Source organism: Streptomyces sp. NPDC085927, from assembly GCF_044540975.1.
Classification (GTDB): domain Bacteria; phylum Actinomycetota; class Actinomycetes; order Streptomycetales; family Streptomycetaceae; genus Streptomyces; species Streptomyces hirsutus.
Map to the genome: position 1 here is coordinate 129,361 of NZ_JBITSN010000007.1, position 20,419 is coordinate 149,779.

Consider the following 20,419-nt stretch of genomic DNA (forward strand, 5'->3'; position numbering starts at 1 on the left):
AGGCGCCCTCGGTGCGTGTACGTGCCGCGTGAACGGCGCCGGGCGGCCGGACGGACGGGGGTGGTGGCGGGCGCTACTGCGCCCCCGGGCGCACCAGCCCGCTCTCGTACGCGTACACCGCGGCCTGCACCCGGTCGCGCAGCCCGAGCTTCGTCAGGACGTGGCCGACGTGCGTCTTGACCGTCGTCTCGCTGACGAACAGGTCCGCGGCGATCTCCGCGTTGGACAGCCCCCGCGCCACCAGCTTCAGCACCTCGACCTCACGGTCGGTCAGCGTGTGCAGTGTGTCCGGCACCGGCTCGTCGCCGGACGGCAGATGCGTGGCGTACTTGTCCAGCAGCCGGCGCGTGATGCTCGGGGCGAGCAGCGCCTCACCGGCGGCCACCACCCGGATCGCCTGCACCAGCTCGTTGGCCGGGGCGTCCTTCAGCAGGAAGCCGCTGGCGCCCGCGCGCAGCGCCTCCACCACGTACTCGTCGAGATCGAACGTGGTCAGCACCAGGACCTTCGCCGGGCCGTCCCGCTCGGGGCCGGTGATCTGCCGGGTCGCCTCCACGCCGTCCATCCGCGGCATGCGGATGTCCATCAGCACCACATCGGGCTGCAGCGCCCGCACCTGGTCCTGGGCCTGGAGGCCGTCCCCGGCCTCGCCGACGACCGCGATGTCCTGCTCGGCCTCCAGAATCATCCGGAAGCCGGTGCGCAGCAGCGGCTGGTCGTCGACCAGTAGGACGCGGATGGCCACGTAAGTCTCCTTCGCTAGTCCGCCCTCATTGTGCCCTGCGCCCTCCGGCCCGCCGGAGTCCGGGGCACATCACACCGCGTCGGGCCCGGAGGTCCGTACCGGCAGCGGATACGGCGGGGGAGTGCCGCCGAACTCCGGGCAGTGCGCCTGGTGGTCGCACCAGCCGCACAGCTTGGTGGGGCGCGGCCGCCAGTCGCCCGTCTCCGTGGCCTCCCGGATCGCCTCCCACAACGCCAGCAGCTTGTGCTCGACACGCTCCAGGTCGGCGCGGACGGGGTCGTACGTCAGCACATCGCCGCTGCCCAGGTACACGAGCTGCAGCCGGCGCGGGATCACCTGCTTCAGCCGCCACACCACCAGGGCGTAGAACTTCATCTGGAACAGCGCGCCCTCCGCGTACTCCGGCCGCGGCGCCTTGCCCGTCTTGTAGTCGACGATCCGCACCTCACCGGTGGGTGCCACATCCACCCGGTCGATGATCCCGCGCAGCCTCAGCCCGGAATCCAGCTCGGCCTCCACGAAGAGCTCCCGCTCGGCGGGCTCCAGCCGGCTCGGATCCTCCAGGCTGAACCAGCGCTCCACCAGCTGCTCCGCCTCCGCCAGCCAGCGCGCCAGCCGCTCGCCCTCCGGGTCCTCGGCGAACAGCTCCATGACCTCCGGCCGGGTCTCCCGCAGCCGGTCCCACTGCCCCGGTACGAGTGCCTTCGCCCGCGGCGCGGTGCGCTCGGCGGCCGGGGCGTCGAACAGACGTTCCAGTACCGCGTGCACCAGCGTGCCCCGCGTCGCCGCCTCGCTCGGCTTCTCCGGCAGCCGGTCGATGACCCGGAACCGGTACAGCAGCGGACACTGCATGAAGTCACTGGCACGCGACGGGGACAGCGAGGCGGGCGGGGCGGCGGGCCGCACGGCAGGCGCCCCGGCCGCCGCGGCCGCCTCCCCGCCCCCTGCCGTCTCCCCGGCCGTGACCGGTACGTCCGCCGCCACCACCGGCGTGCTGTCGGACCGCCCCGCGGCCCCGGTGCTCGTCTCCATATCCACAGACCCTACGGCCCGGCACCGACAGGGACCGCACGCGGCGGGGTGACCGGAGGGAGAGAAGGGGAAGGAGAGGGAGAGCAGGCGCGGTGACGGAGGGGAACGGAGAGGGGTGCCGAGGCGAAACGTGTGGCGACGGCCGCATACCATCGACTCGAGACCCTCCCGTCCGGCAGGCGCGGGAGACGCAGCGACGAGGGGACACCGGTGGACGCAAGCGGCGGACGTGGGCAGCCGCGCTCCGGCAACGACGAGTCGGCCGAGCGCCCCGCAGGGCACCCGGCGGACGAACCCGCCACGGACGGAGGCCGCTTCGACCCGGCCGGAACCACCCCGAACTCCTCGAACCCCTCGGACACCCCCGATCCCTCGGACGACCGGCCGGGCGAGCACGCCGCCGACCGCACCCCGCCGGACTCCGAAAGCGCTCCGCCGCGGACCGGCGGCGCCCCGGCGGAGGCCGGGACCCCGCCCCGGAACGGGATGCCCGAGCGGCCCTCCGCCCCGGTGACCTGGGAGAAGCCGGAGGAACCGGAGAAACCCGCCGGGGCCCGTGACCCGAGGACTCCGCACGGGACCGGCTCCGCCGGGACCGGCTCCGCCGGGACCGACACCCCGTCCGGCGCCCGTGCGGCCGGTCCCTCGCCCGACGGGACCTCGGCCGGCCACCGGCCCGCACCCTCCGAGTCCGCGACACCCCCGGACCCGTCGCACCAGCCCCCCCACCACCCCGACCGCACCCTCGCCCACTCGGCACCCGGCAAGGAACCAGGGCCGCAGCGCCCGGCGGAGCAGCAGCGCGGCGGACTGCTGATGGGACGCCCGTTCGGCGTGCCCGTCTACGTCGCGCCCAGCTGGTTCCTCGTCGCCATCCTCATCACCTGGGTCTTCGGCGGCCAGATCGACCGCGTGCTGCCCGAGCTCGGCGCCGCCAGCTACCTGGTCTCCCTGTTCTTCGCCGTCGCCTTCTACGCCTCGGTGCTGGTCCACGAACTCGCCCACACACTGGCCGCCCTCCGCTTCAAGCTCCCGGTGCGCCGCATCCAGCTCCAGTTCTTCGGCGGCGTCTCCGAGATCGAGAAGGAGGCCGAGACACCCGGACGGGAATTCGTGCTCGCCTTCGTGGGCCCGCTGCTCTCCCTCGTCCTGTCCGGCCTGTTCTACCTCGGACTGCTCGCGGTCGACCCCGGCTCCGTGCCCGGCGTCCTGCTGGCCGGCCTGATGATCTCCAACCTCATCGTGGCCGTCTTCAACCTCCTGCCCGGCCTCCCCCTCGACGGCGGACGCATGCTCCGCGCGGTCGTCTGGAAGATCACCGGCAAGCCGATGAGCGGCACCGTCGCCGCCGCCTGGGTGGGCCGCGCCCTCGCCATCTCCGTCCTGGTCGGCCTCCCCCTGCTCACCCAGTCCGGAGCCCTCGGCTCCGACGCCGCGGACGGCGTCGGCATGGACACCGTCCTCGACGCCCTGCTCGCCGCCATCCTCGCGGCGATCATCTGGACCGGCGCCGGCAACAGCCTGCGCATGGCCCGCCTGCGCGAGCACCTGCCGGAACTGCGCGCCCGCGCCCTGACCCGCCGCGCGGTGCCCGTCGAGACCGACACCCCCCTCTCCGAGGCGCTGCGCCGTGCCAACGCCGCCGGAGCCCGCGCCCTCGTCGTCGTCGACACCGACGGCACCCCGCTGTCCCTGGTGCGCGAGGCCGCCATCGTCGGCGTACCCGAGCACCGCCGCCCCTGGGTCGCGGTCAGCGGGCTCGCCCAGGACCTCACCGACGGCATGCGCGTCTCCGCCGAGCTCGCGGGGGAGGAGCTCCTGGAAGCCCTGCGTGCCGCACCCGCCACCGAGTACCTGGTCGTCGAGACGACCGGCGAGATCTACGGCGTCCTGTCCGCGGCCGACGTCGAGCGCGCCTTCGTCAAGGCCATGGCCCGCCCCGCCTGACGCCGTCCCGACGGCCGTCCTGCCCGACGCCCGCCCTCGGCCCCCGGGTGGTCGGCGGCCCCTGCCGGGACCGGTAGGCTGGTCACATGTCCGAACCGACCGGTGCCGCCCGCCGCCGTGGGCCCTTCAAGGTCGGGGACCAGGTACAGCTGACCGACCCCAAGGGCCGCCACTACACGTTCACGCTCGAGGCCGGGAAGAATTTCCACACCCACAAGGGTTCCTTCCCCCACGACGAGCTGATCGGCGCACCCGAGGGCAGCGTTGTCCGCACCACCGGGAACGTCGCCTACCTCGCGCTGCGCCCCCTGCTCCCCGACTACGTCCTGTCCATGCCCCGCGGGGCAGCCGTCGTCTACCCGAAGGACGCGGGGCAGATCCTCGCCTTCGCCGACATCTTCCCCGGCGCCCGCGTGGTGGAGGCCGGTGTCGGCTCCGGCTCCCTCAGCAGCTTCCTGCTGCGCGCCATCGGCGACCAGGGCATGCTGCACAGCTACGAACGCCGCGAGGACTTCGCCGAGATCGCCCAGGCCAACGTGGAGCGCTACTTCGGCAGCCCGCACCCCGCCTGGCAGCTCACCGTCGGCGACCTCCAGGACAACCTGTCCGACACCGAGGTCGACCGCGTCATCCTCGACATGCTCGCCCCCTGGGAATGCCTGGAGGCGGTCTCCAAGGCGCTCGTCCCCGGCGGCATCCTCTGCTGCTACGTCGCGACCACCACCCAGCTCGCCCGGACCGTCGAATCCATCCGGGAGATCGGCTCCTTCAACGAACCGACCGCCTGGGAATCGATGGTCCGCAACTGGCACATCGAAGGTCTCGCCGTCCGCCCGGACCACCGGATGATCGGCCACACCGGCTTCCTGCTCACCGCCCGCCGGCTCGCCGACGGCGTGGAACCCCCCATGCGCCGCCGCCGCCCGGCCAAGGGCGCCTACGGCGAGGACTACTCGGGACCCAACGCCGACGCGGGCACCGCACGCTGACGCGACCCGCCACCCCGACAACGCACGAGCGCCGTGGCGCAGTTCCCCACCCGCACCGGGAACTGCGCCACGGCGCTCTCCCGTTGACGCGACGGGAGGGGACGGCAGAGGGCGGGAGCCCCCTGCAGCACAACTCCGCACCCCGCCGTTCCCCCGCACTGTGACGTGTGGCACGATGCTGGCCACCCCACCGGCACAGCTCTCACAGGAGACGCTCCTCGTGCAGTCACCCGCCGTCCCGGAGCTCGCGCACACGCATACCCGCCCGATCCACTGGGTCGCCACCGCCACGGCCGTCGCAGGTGTGGTGGCGCTCTCCTCCCTGATGCAGCCCAGAGCCGCGACGGCGGCCCAGCCCCCCGCCCCGGAGACGAAGAGCGCCCCGGTGCACGTGGCACCCCCCGACCCGGCGGCCGTCGAGTTCCCGCTCGAGTGCGGCCCGGTGGACGTCGTGGTCAAGAAGCACGCGGCCGGTGACCTGGACGGCGACGGCAGGCCCGAGACGGTGGCGGCCGTCCACTGCGACGCCTCCATGGGCACCCCGCCCGACGGCATGTACGTGCTGACCCGGGCAGCCGGGACCGACACGCCCCGTGTGGTGGCCACCCTCGTCGATCCCGAGGACCGCACCAACGTCGACGACTTCGCCGTGCGCGACGGCGGGATCACCGCGGCGCTCCTCGGCTACTCGTCCACCGACGTGCCCCGTTGCTGCCCCGACGTGCGCAAGAGCGTGAAGTGGCACTGGGACGACGGGGTGTTCGTCCGGTCCGAACCCTCCGGCGCCCGGAGCGTGTGAACCCGGCGCGGGCGCCCCTCGCGCAACTCGGGGCACACGTCCCGGCGCACGCCCACGCGCGCGCTCCGGAGCGCCGGAGAGCGCGCGAGGAAACGGGCGACGGTGACGAACGGTACCGGACCGGTCACCCCGCGTTCGGCCCGTACACCTCCACGCCGTCCGCCACGCGACGGACATGGATGCATTCGCCCGGACACTCCTTCACGGAATCGACCACATCCGTGAGGACCGGCAGCGGCACACGCGTCGCCGCCCCCGTGGCCTGCAACAACTCGTCGTCCGAGCCCTTCACGTACGCCAGCCCGTCGATGTCCAGCTCGAACACCTCGGGCGCGTACTGCGCGCAGATGCCGTCGCCGGTACACAGGTCCTGGTCGATCCAGACCTCCAGGGCCTCGCCCTCGACTCCGGCCTCCTGCTGCACGCTCATCTCTCCCGCCGTCTCCCCGTATTCCGGTCTCCCGCCTGGAACCGAGCGGGAATCCGGCCAGCTCCGACGGGTGTTGAACACATCGACCCTACCTTCGCCGGGATTCCCGTCACCCTCGGTGGGTATTCCCCTGGCGTGAGGGAGAGCGCAAGGGTGAAGATCGGACACACCCCGACCGTCTTTGTGATCTAGGGGTTTCAATCGACACCCGCCCAGGTAGGGTCTGGAAGCGTCCAGCTCCCCTTGGAGGAGGTGAGGACCGTGGCAGCCCACGACGACGACATGAACCGCGGCATCCGCCCGGGACGCGGGTCCGAGGACCCGGCCGGGCAGATTGCCTACCTTGAGCAGGAGATCGCCGTCCTGCGCCGCAAGCTCGCCGACTCTCCGCGACACACGAGGATTCTCGAAGAGCGGATCGTCGAGCTGCAGACCAACCTGGCCGGCGTGTCCGCCCAGAACGAACGACTCGCCGGCACGCTCCGCGAGGCCCGCGACCAGATCGTGGCCCTCAAGGAGGAGGTCGACCGGCTCGCACAGCCCCCGGCCGGCTTCGGAGTGTTCCTCGTGGCGAACGAGGACGGCACCGCCGACATCTTCACCGGCGGCAGAAAGCTCCGGGTGAACGTGAGTCCCGGCGTCGACCTCGAAGAGCTCCGGCGTGGCCAGGAAGTGATGCTCAACGAAGCGCTCAACGTGGTCGAGGCCATGGAGTTCGAGCGCGTCGGCGACATCGTCACCCTCAAGGAGATCCTCGAGGACGGCGAACGGGCACTCGTCCTCGGTCACACCGACGAGGAACGCGTGGTCCGGCTCGCCGAGCCCCTGCTGGGCATCACCATCCGCCCGGGCGACGCGCTCCTGCTCGAATCCCGCTCCGGGTACGTCTACGAGGTCGTCCCCAAGAGCGAGGTCGAGGAACTCGTCCTCGAAGAAGTCCCCGACATCGGCTACGAGCAGATCGGCGGCCTCGGCAACCAGATCGAAGCCATCCGGGACGCCGTCGAGCTGCCCTACCTCTACCCGGACCTGTTCAAGGAGCACGAACTGCGTCCGCCCAAGGGCGTCCTGCTCTACGGCCCTCCCGGATGCGGCAAGACGCTCATCGCCAAGGCCGTGGCGAACTCGCTGGCGAAGAAGGTCGCGGAAGTGACCGGAGTGGCCGCCGGCAAGAGCTTCTTCCTCAACATCAAGGGCCCCGAGCTCCTCAACAAGTACGTCGGCGAGACCGAGCGGCAGATCCGCCTGGTCTTCCAGCGGGCCCGCGAGAAGGCCAGCGAGGGCACCCCCGTCATCGTCTTCTTCGACGAGATGGAGTCCCTCTTCCGCACCCGTGGCTCCGGCGTCAGCTCCGACGTGGAGAACACGATCGTCCCGCAGCTCCTCGCCGAGATCGACGGCGTGGAGGGCCTGCAGAACGTGGTCGTGATCGGTGCCTCCAACCGTGAGGACATGATCGACCCCGCCATCCTGCGGCCCGGCCGGCTCGACGTGAAGATCAAGATCGAACGTCCGGACGCCGAAGCGGCCAAGGACATCTTCGGCAAGTACCTCACCCCGCGCCTCCCGCTGCACGGCGACGACCTCGCCGAGCACGGCGGCGACCGGGACACGACGGTCCAGAGCATGATCCAGACCGCCGTGGAACACATGTACGCCGAAACCGAGGAAAACCGCTTCCTGGAAGTCACCTACGCCAACGGAGACAAGGAAGTCCTCTATTTCAAGGACTTCAACTCCGGCGCCATGATCGAGAACATCGTCGGCCGCGCCAAGAAAATGGCGATCAAGGACTTCCTCGAAAAGACCCAGAAGGGCCTCCGCGTCTCCCATCTCCTCCAGGCATGCGTGGACGAGTTCAAGGAGAACGAGGACCTGCCCAACACCACCAACCCCGACGACTGGGCCCGGATCTCCGGAAAGAAGGGCGAGCGGATCGTTTACATCCGCACCCTCATCACCGGAAAGCAGGGCTCGGACACCGGACGCTCCATCGACACGGTGGCGAACACCGGTCAGTACCTGTAAAAGACAGGGCGGCTGCGGGTGCCCTCGACGGGGTACCCGCAGCCGACTGTTTTCTGCAGTCACCACCGGAACACAGCAATGACGCAAATGATCTCCCCACCAGCGCAAAGGCGTTCTAGGCTCTTGGGTACCGCCGAGTCGCACAGTGCGGGGACGGGCACCGCACACGCACCGGAGCGCCAGCGGTACTTGAGCAGCGCCCCCGACCGGGGGCGCCGCCGGGCAAGGAGGGCCGCATGACCGTACGGCGAGTAATGGGCATCGAGACGGAGTACGGGATCTCCGTCCCCGGCCACCCCAACGCCAATGCCATGCTCACCTCGTCCCAGATCGTGAACGCCTACGCGGCGGCGATGCACCGGGCCCGCCGAGCCCGCTGGGACTTCGAGGAGGAGAACCCGCTACGAGACGCGCGAGGCTTCGACCTCGCCCGCGAGGCCGCCGACTCCAGCCAGCTCACCGACGAGGACATCGGCCTCGCCAACGTCATCCTCACCAACGGCGCGCGCCTCTACGTCGACCACGCACACCCCGAATACAGCGCCCCCGAGGTCACCAACCCCCGCGACGCCGTCCTCTGGGACAAGGCCGGCGAGCGCATCATGGCCGAGGCCGCGGAACGGGCCGCCGCGCTCCCGGGCGCGCAGCCCATCCACCTGTACAAGAACAACACCGACAACAAGGGCGCCTCCTACGGCACCCACGAGAACTACCTGATGAAGCGGGAGACGCCCTTCTCGGACATCGTCCGCCACCTCACCCCGTTCTTCGTCTCGCGCCAGGTCTTCACCGGCGCAGGGCGCGTCGGCATCGGCCAGGACGGCCGTGAGCACGGCTTCCAGCTCAGCCAGCGCGCGGACTACTTCGAGGTCGAGGTCGGTCTCGAGACCACACTGAAGCGCCCCATCATCAACACCCGCGACGAACCCCACGCCGACGCCGAGAAGCACCGCCGGCTCCATGTGATCATCGGTGACGCGAACCTGTCCGAGATCTCGACCTACCTGAAGCTCGGCACGACCGCGCTCGTGCTGTCGATGATCGAGGACGGCTTCATCGCCGTGGACCTCGCGGTCGACCAGCCCGTACGGACGCTGCACCAGGTCTCGCACGACCCCACCCTGAAGCGGCTGGTCACGCTCCGCAGCGGCCGTACGCTCACCGCCGTCCAGCTCCAGATGGAGTACTACGAACTCGCCCGCAAGTACGTCGAGGAACGGTACGGAGCCGACGCCGACGACCAGACCAAGGACGTCCTGTCCCGCTGGGAGGACACCCTCAACCGCCTGGAGAACGACCCCATGAGCCTGGCCGGCGAGCTGGACTGGGTCGCCAAGCGGCAGGTCATGGAGGGCTACCGGCGCAGGGACGACCTGGACTGGGACGCCGCCCGGCTGCACCTCGTCGACCTCCAGTACGCCGACGTACGGCCCGACAAGGGGCTCTACAACCGTCTCGTCGCCCGCGGCAGCATCAAGCGGCTGCTGGACGAGACGGAGGTCGAGCGGGCCCGGACGAAGCCGCCGGAGGACACCCGCGCCTACTTCCGCGGACGCTGCCTGGAGCAGTACGCGGACGACGTCGCGGCGGCCTCCTGGGACTCGGTGATCTTCGATCTGCCGGGCAGGGACTCGCTCCAGAGGGTCCCAACCCTGGAACCACTTCGCGGAACGCGTAATCATGTCAAGGAGCTCCTGGACCGCTGCCGAACGGCAGAAGACCTGGTCAGGGTGTTGTCCGGCAACTGAGCCGGCACGCACGACCGGGCCGCCGGACAGGGTGGAAAGTCCGGCGAAAGGGAATCATCGAGGTGGCCCCCGTACGTTGGAGGAACTGCGGGGCCCATGTCGGATCCTGCTTGTAGGGTCTGATCAAGAACGTCGAACCGAGCGGGGTGAGGGGTTATGGCGACCAAGGACACCGGCGGCGGACAGCAGAAGGCGACGCGTTCCACCGAGGAGGTCGAGGAAGCGCCCGAGGCGCAGGCATCCGAAGACCTCAAGGAGCGCCAGGAGCAGCTGAGCGACGACGTGGACGACGTCCTCGACGAGATCGATGACGTACTCGAGGCCAATGCAGAGGATTTCGTGAGGTCCTTCGTTCAGAAGGGTGGGCAGTAGGCGCCACACCCCTTCGAACCGAAGGTGGGTGGGGAGTTCTGGGTGGTGCGAGCCTCCGGGGCGAAGCGCTGCTCGCGCTGCGAGCCACGTTTTCCGCGATCGGCCTTCGCCAGTAACAAGTCCATGCCCGACGGCCTCCAGGCGTACTGCCGGGAGTGCTCTGCCGAGTGCTACAGGCAGCGCCAGGAGGCCAAGGGGAAGAAAGTTCGCGAGAAGGTTTCGGTGCCGTCGGGTCACCAGCGGTGCCCGCAGTGCGAAGCCGTGAAGCCGCATACCGAGTGGGAACGAAACAGTTCCTCCCCGGACGGCTGGTCGAGCTACTGCCGCGACTGCCGGGCGGAGCGGAACCGGATCAGCTGTTCCAAGCGCACGTACGGGCTCGCTCCCGCGGAGCTGGACGCGATGGTCGCGGAGCAGCACGGTCTCTGTTGCATTTGTCCTGCCGCCCCGGCCGCACATGTGGATCACTGCCACAGGACGGGTAGGGTCCGTGGCGTACTGTGCTTCAGCTGCAACGCCGCGCTGGGGCAGTTCAAGGACCGGCCCGATGCCATAAGGCGGGCTGCCGCTTACGTGGAAGGAATCGCGTGGAAGCCAACACTCGTAGCACCGGGCGTCTACCGGCTGCCTTCCTGACTCCCGGGTCGTCGTCCTTCATGGACTTCCTGTCGGAGCATCAGCCGGAGATGCTCCCCGGGAAGCGGCAACTGCCGCCCATTCAGGGCGTGATCGAGGCGCCGCACGGGACCACGATCGTCGCCGCGAGCTTCCCCGGCGGTGTCGTGCTCGCCGGTGACCGCCGGGCCACCATGGGCAATGTCATCGCCCAGCGGGACATCGAGAAGGTGTTCCCCGCGGACGAGTACTCGGCGGTGGGCATCGCCGGCACGGCGGGGCTCGCCGTGGAGATGGTGAAGCTGTTCCAGCTGGAGCTGGAGCACTTCGAGAAGGTCGAGGGCGCGCAGCTGTCCCTGGAGGGCAAGGCGAACCGGCTGTCGACCATGATCCGGTCCAACCTCGGGATGGCGATGCAGGGCCTGGCCGTGGTCCCGCTGTTCGCGGGGTACGACGTGGACCGGGAGAAGGGGCGGATCTTCTCCTACGACGTCACGGGCGGGCGTTCGGAGGAGCAGGGGTACGCGGCCACCGGTTCCGGGTCGGTCTTCGCGCGCAGTGCCATGAAGAAGCTCTTCCGGGGTGATCTGAGCGAGTCCGAGGCGACCACCCTGGTGGTGCAGGCCCTGTACGACGCCGCGGACGACGACTCGGCGACCGGCGGTCCCGACGTCGCCCGCCGGATCTACCCGATCGTCACGGTGATCACCGAGGACGGCTTCCGCCGGCTCACCGAGGACGAGGCGTCCGAGGTCGCCCGGTCGGTGCTGGAGCGGCGGCTGGAGCAGCCGGACGGTCCGCGTGCCGCGCTGCTGTAGGGCACGCGGTTCGTCGGTGACGGTCCTTCACCCAGCCTCCATCCAGTGACTTCGACAGAAAGGGACGGTTGACCCGTGTCGACGCCGTTCTATGTCTCACCCCAGCAGGCGATGGCCGACCGGGCGGAATACGCCCGCAAAGGGATCGCGCGCGGCCGCAGCCTGGTCGTGCTGCAGTACGCCGACGGCATCGTGTTCGTCGGCGAGAACCCGTCCCGCGCGCTGCACAAGTTCAGCGAGATCTACGACCGGATCGGCTTCGCCGCCGCCGGCAAGTACAACGAGTACGAGAACCTGCGGATCGGCGGGGTGCGCTACGCCGATCTGCGGGGTTACACCTACGACCGGGACGACGTGACCGCCCGGGGCCTGGCGAACGTGTACGCGCAGACCCTGGGCACGATCTTCTCGAGTGCGGCGGAGAAGCCGTACGAGGTGGAGCTGGTGGTGGCCGAGGTCGGCGAGACCCCGGAGGGCGACCAGATCTACCGGCTGCCGCACGACGGTTCCATCGTCGACGAGCACGGCTCGGTGGCGGTGGGGGGCAACGCGGAGCAGATCAGCGGCTATCTGGACCAGCGGCACCGGGACGGCATGACGCTGGCCGAGGCGCTGGCGCTTGCGGTGCAGTCGCTGTCGCGGGACACCAACGGCAGTGAGCGGGAGATTCCCGCGGAGCGGCTGGAGGTGGCGGTGCTGGACCGTACGCGGCCGCAGCAGCGGAAGTTCAAGCGCATCACCGGGCGGCAGCTGGCGCGACTGCTCGCGGCCGACGGTGCGGAGACGGCGTCCGAGGCGGAGGCCGATGTGGAGGCGGAGGACGAGGCCTCAGGCGCGTCCGGGGGCCCGTCCGAGGGCACGCCGGGGGGCAAGGAGTAGAACCGGCCGGTACCCGTCCCGTTCGGGTGGGGCGGTGGGCCTGTACGGCCCGGTGGGGGTGTGCGTCCGCGGTGCGGGCGGACGCCCCCACCGGTGCGTCAGGGGCGGGGGGCGGGCGGGGCCGTCGATTCCCGGATCACCAGGTGGACGGGGATGTCGCCGGCTTCGGGGGTGCGGTGGTCGAGGACCGCGAGGAGGGCCTGCATGCCGCGTTCGCCGAAGAGCTCCGCGTCGAGGCGGACCGTGGTGAGTTCCGGGTCGAGGGCCGTGGCGAGGGCCAGGTCGTCGAGGCCGGTGACGGAGAGGTCGTCGGGGACGCGCAGGCCGAGCCGGCGGGCTGCCTTGTAGGTGCCGGCCGCGAGCTGGTCGTCGTCGCAGACGACGGCGGTGGGGCGGCCGGGGGCGGCCAGGGCGGTGTGGGCGGCGGTGACGGCGCCCTGGATGGAGATGGGCGAACGGGCGGTGCGCAGGGTCGTGCCGGGGACCGCGGCCAGCCGGGTGGCCAGTTCGCGGGCGCGTACGTCGAAGGTCCAGGAGGGGACGTCCGCCGCCAGGTGGAGGATGTCGCGGTGGCCCAGGTCCAGGAGATGACGGGCGATCCGGCGGACGCCGTCGGCGATGTCGAGGTTGACCGTCGCGGCGCCCAGGGTGCTCCGGGGGTCGCTGTCGAGCATGACCAGGGGGAGCTGGTCGCCGCGGATCGCGGTGAGGGCGTCCGCGGCCATGGAGGACGCGATGACGCCGTCGAGGGCGGCCTGCCCGGAGGCGAAGGGGTTGCGGGCGGGGCCGATGCCCTCGGGGGAGGGGTAGAGGACGACGCCGAAGCCGTGCTGGGCGGCGACGCGCGCGGCCCCGGTGTAGACGCCGGCGAAGAACTCGGTGGTGAGGGCGGGGACGACCAGGAGCACCGTGCGGGTGTGGCCGAGGCGCAGGTTGCGGGCGGCCAGGTTCGGGCGGTAGCCGAGGGTGTGCGCCGCCTCGCGTACGCGCTGTGCCGTGGTCTCGGAGACGCGGCCGCGCCATTTGTCGCCCATGACGAGGGAGACGGCGGCCTGGGAGACGCCGGCGGCCTGCGCGACGTCCCGGCTGGTGGGGCGGGTCTGGGCTCGGGCCACCGTGGGACCGCTCCTTCGACTGGACTCCGTCTGGACTGGCGAACAGCGGACATGGTACGTATGGAGACCGAGGTTATACGTACAACGTCGAGGTTCCGAGGGGCACCGGCGGGAGACTGGAGGGCGTTGCATGGCCACGGGATACCTGGAGATCCTCCGGGCGCGGCACGCGGCCCGGCTGCTGGTGGGCACGCTGGTGGGCCGGCTGCCCAACGGGACCGCGGCCATCGCGATCGTGCTGTTCGTCCGCGCGGAGGGCGGTTCGTACAGTCTGGCCGGTGCCCTGGCGGCGGTGTACGGCGTGGCCAACGCGGTCGGGCAGCCGGTGCTGGGGCGGCTCGTGGACCTGCGGGGCCAGCCGCGGGTCCAGTTGCCGGCCGCGGTGCTGTCGGCGCTGGCGATGGCGGTCTTCGCGTTCGTGGGGATCGAACCGCGGGCCGCGGCGTATGCGGCGGTGGCCGCCGCGGGACTGTTCACGCCGCCGCTGGAGGGCGGGCTGCGGGCCCTGTGGTCCTCGGTGCTGCACCGCGAGGACCAGGTGCACCGGGCGTACGCGATGGACGCGGTGGCGCAGGAGGTGATGTTCACCGTCGGGCCGCTGCTCGTGACGGTGTGCGTGTCGGTGTGGTCGCCCCAGGTCGCCCTGCTGGTGCTGAACGGGCTGGGAGTGCTGGGCGCGCTGTCCGTGGTGGTCTCGGCGCCTTCGCGCACGTGGCGGTCGGCGCCGCGCGAGGCGCACTGGCTGGGTGCGCTGCGCTCGCCGGGACTGCTGGCGCTGCTGGGCGCCTTCCTGTTCGTCGGCATCGCGCTGGGGTCCATCACGGTGGCCTCGGTGCCCTACGGGGACGAACACGGCGGCGCTCATGTGTACGGCTGGCTGATGGCGGGCCTGGGGCTCGGCGCGCTCGTCGGCGGCATGGCGTACGGGGCGCGGCAGTGGGCGGGGGAGCCCGCGCGGCGACTGCAGGTGCTGGTGGCCTTCCTGGCGGTGTGTTACCTGCCGCTGACGCTGATGCCCGGGCCGGTGGCGATGACCCTGCTCGCGGTGGTCGCCGGCGTGTTCCTGGCCCCGGTGATCGCGTGTGCCTTCGTGCTGGTGGACCGGCACGCGCCGGCCGGGACGGTCACGGAGGCGTTCTCGTGGCTGGTGACGACGTTCACCGTGGGTGCTTCGGTGGGAACGGGCCTGGCCGGGCCGGTGGTCGAGGCGGGCGGCGCGCAGGGGGCTTTCGCGATACCGGCGGTCGCGGGCGGCGTGGCTTTGCTGGTTTTGATGTGCACCGGAAGGGTATTGGTGGTTCCCGTAGGCGGGGCCGTGGTTGCGGCCGGTTCGGAAAATGATCCGAACCGTGCCCTCGAACCTCGTTTGGGTTCAGGGGATCGGGCGTAATGTTCAGTCATGGACCGCCGCATTTTCGGGCTGGAGAACGAGTACGGCGTCACGTGCACGTTCAGGGGACAGCGCCGCCTGTCTCCTGACGAGGTGGCGCGGTACCTCTTCCGCCGTGTCGTGTCATGGGGCCGCAGTAGTAACGTCTTTCTGCGCAACGGCGCCCGCCTTTATCTCGACGTGGGTTCGCATCCGGAATACGCCACACCCGAATGCGACAACGTGACCGAGCTGGTCACCCACGACAAGGCCGGGGAGCGCATTCTCGAAGGACTCCTGGTGGACGCCGAACGACGCCTGCACGAGGAAGGAATCGCGGGCGACGTCTACCTGTTCAAGAACAACACCGACTCGGCGGGTAACTCGTACGGGTGTCACGAGAACTATCTGGTGGCCCGGCACGGAGAGTTCTCGCGGCTCGCTGACATCCTCATCCCGTTCCTGGTGACCCGCCAGCTGCTGTGCGGCGCCGGGAAGGTGCTGCAGACGCCGCGTGGCGCGGTGTACTGCGTCAGCCAGCGGGCCGAGCACATCTGGGAGGGCGTCTCCTCGGCGACGACCCGGTCCCGGCCGATCATCAACACGCGCGACGAGCCGCACGCGGACGCCGAGCGGTACCGCCGGCTCCACGTCATCGTCGGCGACTCGAACATGTCCGAGACGACCATGCTGCTGAAGGTCGGCGCCACCGATCTGGTGCTGCGCATGATCGAGGCGGGCACGGTGATGCGTGACCTCACGCTGGAGAACCCGATCCGGGCGATCCGTGAGGTGAGCCACGACATCACGGGCCGCCGCAAGGTCCGCCTGGCGAGCGGCCGTGAGGCCTCCGCCCTGGAGGTGCAGCGCGAGTACTACGAGAAGGCGGTGGACTTCTGCGAGCGCCGCGGCATCCGCACCGGCACGGTCGAGCAGGTGCTCGAGCTGTGGGGCCGCACGCTGGACGCGATCGAGGCCGAGGACCTCGACCGCATCGGCACCGAGATCGACTGGGTGATGAAGTACAAGCTCATCGAGCGGTACCGGGCCAAGCACAACATGACCATGTCGCATCCGCGGGTCGCGCAGATAGACCTCGCCTACCACGACATCCACCGCCGTCGTGGTCTGTACTACCTGCTGGAGAAGAGGGGGCAGGCCGCCCGGATCTGCAACGACATGAAGATCTTCGAGGGCAAGTCCGTTCCGCCGCAGACCACCCGGGCGCGGCTGCGCGGTGACTTCATCCGCCGGGCGCAGGAGCAGCGGCGGGACTTCACCGTCGACTGGGTGCACCTCAAGCTCAACGACCAGGCGCAGCGGACGGTGTTGTGCAAGGACCCGTTCCGGTCGGTGGACGAGCGGGTGGAGAAGCTGATCGCCGGCATGTGAGACGTGTTGTTCCGCGGTTCTCCCGAACCGCGGAACGCCACACGGGCGCCGTACGTTACTCAGTGCGGCGCCCTTCTCACGCCGTAGAGTTGCGCGGACGCCACCGACAAGATCGATGATTACGAGGCCCCCACCGTGCGCCGACGCTCACTTCTCATTGCCGTACCCGCTGGACTGGCCACTCTCGCCGCGTGCGGCGACGGCGGGTCCGATTCGAGCGAGGCCAGCGAGAGCGCCTCGCCGTCCGCGCCGGACACGTCGGCCGCGCCCCCGCCGAAGATCGTCGACGGCCCGCTGCCGGCGATCACCGCGGGCGTGAAGTTCGGTGAGAAGCCCACCGTGGCCAAGGGCAGCGGTGACCCGTCCAAGGACCTCGCGGTGAAGACCGTCATCGCGGGCGGCGGCAGGGCCATCGCCGAGAACGACTTCGTGGTGGCCCACTACCTGGGCCAGGTGTGGAGCACCGCGAAGGTGTTCGACAACTCCTACGACCGCAAGGCCCCGCTGGCCATCCAGCTGGCCCAGGGCAGCATCATCGACGGCTGGCGGTACGGGCTGACGGGGAAGAAGGCCGGCAGCCGGGTCGAGATGGCGATCCCGCCCACCTGGGGTTACGGCCCGCAGGGCAACGAGCAGGCGGGCATCAAGGGCACCGACACACTGGTGTTCGTGGTGGACGTGCAGGACACGTTCAACGCGAAGAGCTCTGCCGAGGGCCGCGAGGTCGCCCAGGACGACATCGACCTGCCCAAGGTCGGCACGAACACGAACGGCAAGGCGCCCTCCATCGAGGTGCCCGACGTGGCCGCCCCGAAGAAGCTCGTGTCGCGCTACATCCTCGAGGGCGACGGCGAGGAGGTCGGCGCGGACAACAGTGTGCTCGTGCAGTACAAGGGCGTGCTGTGGGACGGCGGCAAGGAGTTCGACTCGACGTACGGGCGGGGGCAGCTGACCTCGTTCTCGCTGCAGCAGGTCGTCAAGGGCTGGGCGCAGGGGCTCACCGGCAAGAAGGTCGGCAGCCGGGTCCTCATCGTCATCCCGCCGGCGCTGGGGTACGGCGACACGCCGCCGGAGGGCAGCGACATCAAGAAGGACTCCACGCTGGTCTTCTCGGTCGACATCCTCGCGAAGTTGTGACCGCGCGTGATGTAAGACTGTGTCTGTTCGCCTTTCCGTAAACAAGCAGGAGCGTTAGACGTGAGCATCGACAAGCCCGAGATCGACTTCCCGGGCGGCGAGCCCCCGGCGGACCTCGAGATCAAGGACATCTGGGAGGGCGACGGAGAGGTGGCGCAGGCGGGTCAGACCGTCACCGTCCACTACGTCGGTGTCGCCTTCAGCACGGGTGAGGAGTTCGACGCCAGCTGGAACCGCGGCACTCCCTTCCGCTTCCCGCTGGGCGGCGGCCGGGTCATCAAGGGCTGGGACCAGGGCGTGCAGGGCATGAAGGTCGGCGGCCGTCGCCAGCTGACCATCCCCGCCCACCTGGCCTACGGCAACCAGAGCCCGACTCCGGCGATCAAGCCCGGCGAGACGCTGATCTTCGTGGTCGACCTGCTCGGGGTCTGATCACTCGCCCGATTGCGGACCGGTCGCCCGTGCGACGTCGGGTCCGGGTCGCGACCGGAGTCGATCATCTGGGGTCCATGCCTGTCCGGGCATGGGCCCTCGGCTTTTGCCGCGCCACCACGGGGCGGTACGGTCATCGGACTGAGCAGCATGAGGAGGCGAAGGGCGTCGATGGCCATTGCCAAGGCCGAGCGGCTGATGAACCTGGCGCTGTGCCTGCTGGGCACGCGGCGGCCACTGAGCAAGCGTGAGCTGCGCGAGTCCGTCGAGGCCTACCTCGAAGCGGCCTCGGACGACGCCTTCAACCGCATGTTCGAGCGCGACAAGGACGATCTGCGCGAACTCGGACTCGTCATCGAGACCGTGGAGAACCTCGAGGGCGAGGTCGGTTATCTGGCCCGGCGGGACAGCAACCGCCTGCCGCCCATCACCCTCGACGCCGAGGAGGCGGCCGCACTGGGCCTGGCGGCCAAGGTGTGGCAGCAGGCCAGACTGGCCGGCGCGGCCAGCGGCGCCCTGCAGAAACTGCGCGCGGCGGGGCTGCCCGAGGACGTCGATCCCTATGAGGCCCACAGCGCGCTCGAGCCGCGCATCCCCGTGCACGAGGCCGCCTTCGAACCGCTGATGCTGGCCTGCCGCGACCGCCGCCCCGTCGTCTTCGACTACCGCAAGGCCACCGCCGCGCAGCCCGAACCGCGCCACGTCGAGCCGTGGGCGCTGGAGTGCTGGCGCGGCCACTGGTACCTGGCCGGCTGGGACCGCGACCGGGGCGCCGAGCGGGTCTTCCGGCTGTCCCGGATCACCGGCAAGGTGCGCTCGCGCGGCACCCGGTACACCGCTCCGGTGCCGGACGTCGTCACGGTCCGCGAGACGGTCGCGAGCTGGGCGGGGGAGAGCGCCGACCGCTCCGCGCGGATCCGGCTGCGCACCGACGCGGGGTACCCCCTTCGGGCGAAGGCCATCTCGGTGCGGGAACTCGGCGACGGCTGGGAAGAGTTGGAGATTCCGTACGGGCACGGCCTGGACGCCTGGCTGGTGGAGTTCGGAGCGGACGTGGTGGTCCTGGAGCCCGCCGAGCTGCGGGCCGACGTGGTGGACCGGCTGCGCGCCGTGGCCAAGGGCTGAGGGGGACGGACAAGAACGTGGCAGGCAAACCGGTCAGGCCAGTGAACGCCATCGACCAGACCCGCAGGATGCTCTCCCTGGTCACGTACCTGAGGGAGCGTCCGGGCGCCCGGATCGAGGACGTGGCGCGCGCCTTCGGCATCACCGAGGACGAACTGGTCTCGGACCTCGACGTGCTGCCCATGTGCGGCACCAGTTTCCGCGGCGGCGATCTGCTGGACATCGACACCGACGGGGAGCGCATCTGGTGGCACAACCCGGCCGCGCTCGGGGCGGAGGCCGCCGAGCCGCTCCGCCTCGCCGCGGACGAGGCCACCGCCCTGCTCGTCGCCGCGCGCGCCGTGGCCACCCTGCCCGGACTGCGCGAGAGCGACCGGCAGGCGCTGCTGCGGGCCACCGCCAAGGTGGAGACCGCGGCCGGTGAGGCGGCGGGCGCCAGTGCCCGGCTGTCGGTGACCTTCGAGTCCGAGGGCGGTGTCTTCGCGGACGTCGACCGGGCCATCGCCGAGCGCCGCAGACTGTGGATCCGCTACTACTCGCCCGCCCGTGACGAGCTCAGCGAGCGCGAGATCGACCCCATCCGCCTGGTCAGCGTCGGGCACACCTATGTGGAGGCCTGGTGCCGCCGCTCCGAGGCGCGCCGCACGTTCCGGCTCGACCGGGTCGCCGAGATCAAGATCCTCGACGAGCCGTCCGCGCCGCCCGAGATCGAGCTGCGGGACCTCTCGGAGGGGCTGGTGCAGCCGGCGGCGGAGGACCCGGAGGTCGTGGTCGAGGTCGGGCCGGGCGGTCGCTGGGTCGCCGAGTACTACCCGCACGACAGCGCGGACGAGCTGCCCGACGGCGGGCTGCGTATCACCTTGCGGACACCCGACCCGGCGTCGCTCAAGCGGCTGGCGCTGCGGCTCGGGCGGGACGGCCGGATCGTCGCGCCGGACGACCTTGCGGACAGTGCCCGGCGGGCGGCCCGCGAGGCGCTGGCGGCGTACGACGGCGCCGGGACGGCCGGATGAGCGGGCCGCACACGGTGTGCGCGGCCCGGGGCGGGCAGGACGACAGGCAGGAGCGAGGACTGTGAGCGAGTCGGCGACCCCTGGAGTACGGGGCATGACGGTGGCGTCCGCGTTCTCCGGGATGAGAAGCGTGGCGCCGGTCGTGTTCCGGGCGGGCTGCCCGGACTGCAGGGGGCGTTTCGAGCTGGGCGCGAGCGCGCTGCGGCTGGTCATAGGAGCCAGCAGGCGCACCACCTTCTACTCGTTCACCTGTCCCGCGTGCGAGGCCGCGGTCCGCAAGCCGGCGGGGGAGCGGGTCGTCGAACTCCTCACCGGCGGCGGGGTCAGCACCCTGCGGCTGCACTCGACGGCGTAGCGGCCCCGCCACGGCCTGTGACGGCCCTGTGACGGCGTGGCCTCCTTCCCGGGCGCCGGGCGTTCCGTGCGGCCGGGGA

General features: G+C 70.7%; 20 protein-coding genes. 16 read left to right on the forward strand and 4 right to left on the reverse strand.

All coding sequences use genetic code 11. From position 1 onward, the window contains the following. Positions 1–73: 73 nt before the first annotated feature. Positions 74–745 carry a response regulator gene (locus ACIF80_RS20220; RefSeq protein ID WP_386400067.1) on the reverse strand — a complete coding sequence of 224 codons (672 nt, stop codon included), beginning with the start codon at positions 743–745 and terminating at the stop codon, positions 74–76. Between the two features lie 69 nt (positions 746–814). Further along, entirely contained in the window at positions 815–1,777 is a 963-nt protein-coding gene (locus ACIF80_RS20225; protein WP_399806358.1) for a RecB family exonuclease, read from the reverse strand. Between the two features lie 210 nt (positions 1,778–1,987). On the opposite strand from ACIF80_RS20225, the gene ACIF80_RS20230 reads away from it, so the two are divergent. From ACIF80_RS20230 to ACIF80_RS20240, 3 genes are all read left to right on the forward strand, one after another. Then, positions 1,988–3,724: a site-2 protease family protein gene (locus ACIF80_RS20230; RefSeq protein WP_399806360.1), complete on the forward strand. Its 1,737-nt coding sequence runs from the start codon at positions 1,988–1,990 to the stop codon at positions 3,722–3,724. An 86-nt stretch (positions 3,725–3,810) separates the two neighbouring features. Next, complete coding sequence (locus ACIF80_RS20235) at positions 3,811–4,713, forward strand: tRNA (adenine-N1)-methyltransferase (RefSeq protein ID WP_399806362.1); 903 nt, start codon at positions 3,811–3,813, stop codon at positions 4,711–4,713. A 220-nt stretch (positions 4,714–4,933) separates the two neighbouring features. Then, on the forward strand, positions 4,934–5,512 hold the full coding sequence (locus tag ACIF80_RS20240; protein WP_399806364.1) for a hypothetical protein: 579 nt from the start codon (positions 4,934–4,936) through the stop codon (positions 5,510–5,512). Positions 5,513–5,636: 124 nt separating this feature from the next. Here ACIF80_RS20240 and ACIF80_RS20245 read toward each other — a convergent pair whose 3' ends face one another. After that, positions 5,637–5,942: a ferredoxin gene (locus ACIF80_RS20245; protein ID WP_399806366.1), complete on the reverse strand. Its 306-nt coding sequence runs from the start codon at positions 5,940–5,942 to the stop codon at positions 5,637–5,639. A 261-nt stretch (positions 5,943–6,203) separates the two neighbouring features. On the opposite strand from ACIF80_RS20245, the gene arc reads away from it, so the two are divergent. The 6 genes from arc to prcA all read left to right on the forward strand — a co-directional run bounded on the left by arc (position 6,204) and on the right by prcA (position 12,402). After that, the gene (gene arc, locus ACIF80_RS20250) at positions 6,204–7,970 is read left to right on the forward strand and encodes a proteasome ATPase (protein ID WP_399806368.1); all 1,767 of its coding nucleotides are present in this window, start codon (positions 6,204–6,206) and stop codon (positions 7,968–7,970) included. 236 nt (positions 7,971–8,206) lie between these two features. After that, positions 8,207–9,718, forward strand: coding sequence for a depupylase/deamidase Dop (dop, locus tag ACIF80_RS20255; protein WP_399806370.1), 1,512 nt, complete (start codon positions 8,207–8,209; stop codon positions 9,716–9,718). 156 nt (positions 9,719–9,874) lie between these two features. After that, entirely contained in the window at positions 9,875–10,090 is a 216-nt protein-coding gene (locus ACIF80_RS20260) for a ubiquitin-like protein Pup (protein WP_055571807.1), read from the forward strand. Positions 10,091–10,492: 402 nt separating this feature from the next. After that, the gene (locus ACIF80_RS20265; RefSeq protein WP_399806863.1) at positions 10,493–10,726 is read left to right on the forward strand and encodes an endonuclease VII domain-containing protein; all 234 of its coding nucleotides are present in this window, start codon (positions 10,493–10,495) and stop codon (positions 10,724–10,726) included. Further along, the gene (prcB, locus tag ACIF80_RS20270; RefSeq protein WP_399806372.1) at positions 10,678–11,523 is read left to right on the forward strand and encodes a proteasome subunit beta; all 846 of its coding nucleotides are present in this window, start codon (positions 10,678–10,680) and stop codon (positions 11,521–11,523) included. Before ACIF80_RS20265 ends, prcB begins: the two co-directional genes overlap by 49 nt. A gap of 75 nt (positions 11,524–11,598) precedes the next feature. Continuing rightward, entirely contained in the window at positions 11,599–12,402 is an 804-nt protein-coding gene (gene prcA / locus ACIF80_RS20275) for a proteasome subunit alpha (RefSeq protein WP_399806374.1), read from the forward strand. 98 nt (positions 12,403–12,500) lie between these two features. On the opposite strand, the gene ACIF80_RS20280 is transcribed toward prcA, so the two are convergent. After that, positions 12,501–13,517 carry a LacI family DNA-binding transcriptional regulator gene (locus ACIF80_RS20280; RefSeq protein WP_399806376.1) on the reverse strand — a complete coding sequence of 339 codons (1,017 nt, stop codon included), beginning with the start codon at positions 13,515–13,517 and terminating at the stop codon, positions 12,501–12,503. 130 nt (positions 13,518–13,647) lie between these two features. On the opposite strand from ACIF80_RS20280, the gene ACIF80_RS20285 reads away from it, so the two are divergent. The 7 genes from ACIF80_RS20285 to ACIF80_RS20315 all read left to right on the forward strand — a co-directional run bounded on the left by ACIF80_RS20285 (position 13,648) and on the right by ACIF80_RS20315 (position 20,340). Further along, on the forward strand, positions 13,648–14,907 hold the full coding sequence (locus ACIF80_RS20285; RefSeq protein WP_399806378.1) for an MFS transporter: 1,260 nt from the start codon (positions 13,648–13,650) through the stop codon (positions 14,905–14,907). A 9-nt stretch (positions 14,908–14,916) separates the two neighbouring features. After that, positions 14,917–16,278, forward strand: coding sequence for a Pup--protein ligase (gene pafA, locus ACIF80_RS20290; RefSeq protein WP_055596754.1), 1,362 nt, complete (start codon positions 14,917–14,919; stop codon positions 16,276–16,278). A 135-nt stretch (positions 16,279–16,413) separates the two neighbouring features. Then, the gene (locus ACIF80_RS20295; RefSeq protein WP_399806380.1) at positions 16,414–17,415 is read left to right on the forward strand and encodes an FKBP-type peptidyl-prolyl cis-trans isomerase; all 1,002 of its coding nucleotides are present in this window, start codon (positions 16,414–16,416) and stop codon (positions 17,413–17,415) included. Positions 17,416–17,475: 60 nt separating this feature from the next. Beyond that, positions 17,476–17,847, forward strand: coding sequence for an FKBP-type peptidyl-prolyl cis-trans isomerase (locus ACIF80_RS20300; RefSeq protein WP_030835713.1), 372 nt, complete (start codon positions 17,476–17,478; stop codon positions 17,845–17,847). Between the two features lie 171 nt (positions 17,848–18,018). Continuing rightward, on the forward strand, positions 18,019–18,972 hold the full coding sequence (locus ACIF80_RS20305; RefSeq protein WP_399806382.1) for a helix-turn-helix transcriptional regulator: 954 nt from the start codon (positions 18,019–18,021) through the stop codon (positions 18,970–18,972). A gap of 17 nt (positions 18,973–18,989) precedes the next feature. After that, on the forward strand, positions 18,990–19,985 hold the full coding sequence (locus ACIF80_RS20310; protein WP_399806384.1) for a helix-turn-helix transcriptional regulator: 996 nt from the start codon (positions 18,990–18,992) through the stop codon (positions 19,983–19,985). Between the two features lie 61 nt (positions 19,986–20,046). Beyond that, entirely contained in the window at positions 20,047–20,340 is a 294-nt protein-coding gene (locus tag ACIF80_RS20315; protein ID WP_399806386.1) for a hypothetical protein, read from the forward strand. The last annotated feature ends 79 nt before the right edge of the window (positions 20,341–20,419 follow it).

What these genes read in the sequence shown, in the direction of transcription:
- ACIF80_RS20225 (WP_399806358.1), bottom strand. Translation starts at nt 1,777, where the DNA reads ATGGAGACGAGCACCGGGGCCGCGGGGCGGTCCGACAGCACGCCGGTG.
- ACIF80_RS20235 (WP_399806362.1), top strand. Translation starts at nt 3,811, where the DNA reads ATGTCCGAACCGACCGGTGCCGCCCGCCGCCGTGGGCCCTTCAAGGTC.
- ACIF80_RS20245 (WP_399806366.1), bottom strand. Translation starts at nt 5,942, where the DNA reads ATGAGCGTGCAGCAGGAGGCCGGAGTCGAGGGCGAGGCCCTGGAGGTC.
- dop (WP_399806370.1), top strand. Translation starts at nt 8,207, where the DNA reads ATGACCGTACGGCGAGTAATGGGCATCGAGACGGAGTACGGGATCTCC.
- ACIF80_RS20260 (WP_055571807.1), top strand. Translation starts at nt 9,875, where the DNA reads ATGGCGACCAAGGACACCGGCGGCGGACAGCAGAAGGCGACGCGTTCC.
- ACIF80_RS20265 (WP_399806863.1), top strand. Translation starts at nt 10,493, where the DNA reads ATGGTCGCGGAGCAGCACGGTCTCTGTTGCATTTGTCCTGCCGCCCCG.
- ACIF80_RS20285 (WP_399806378.1), top strand. Translation starts at nt 13,648, where the DNA reads ATGGCCACGGGATACCTGGAGATCCTCCGGGCGCGGCACGCGGCCCGG.
- pafA (WP_055596754.1), top strand. Translation starts at nt 14,917, where the DNA reads ATGGACCGCCGCATTTTCGGGCTGGAGAACGAGTACGGCGTCACGTGC.
- ACIF80_RS20305 (WP_399806382.1), top strand. Translation starts at nt 18,019, where the DNA reads ATGGCCATTGCCAAGGCCGAGCGGCTGATGAACCTGGCGCTGTGCCTG.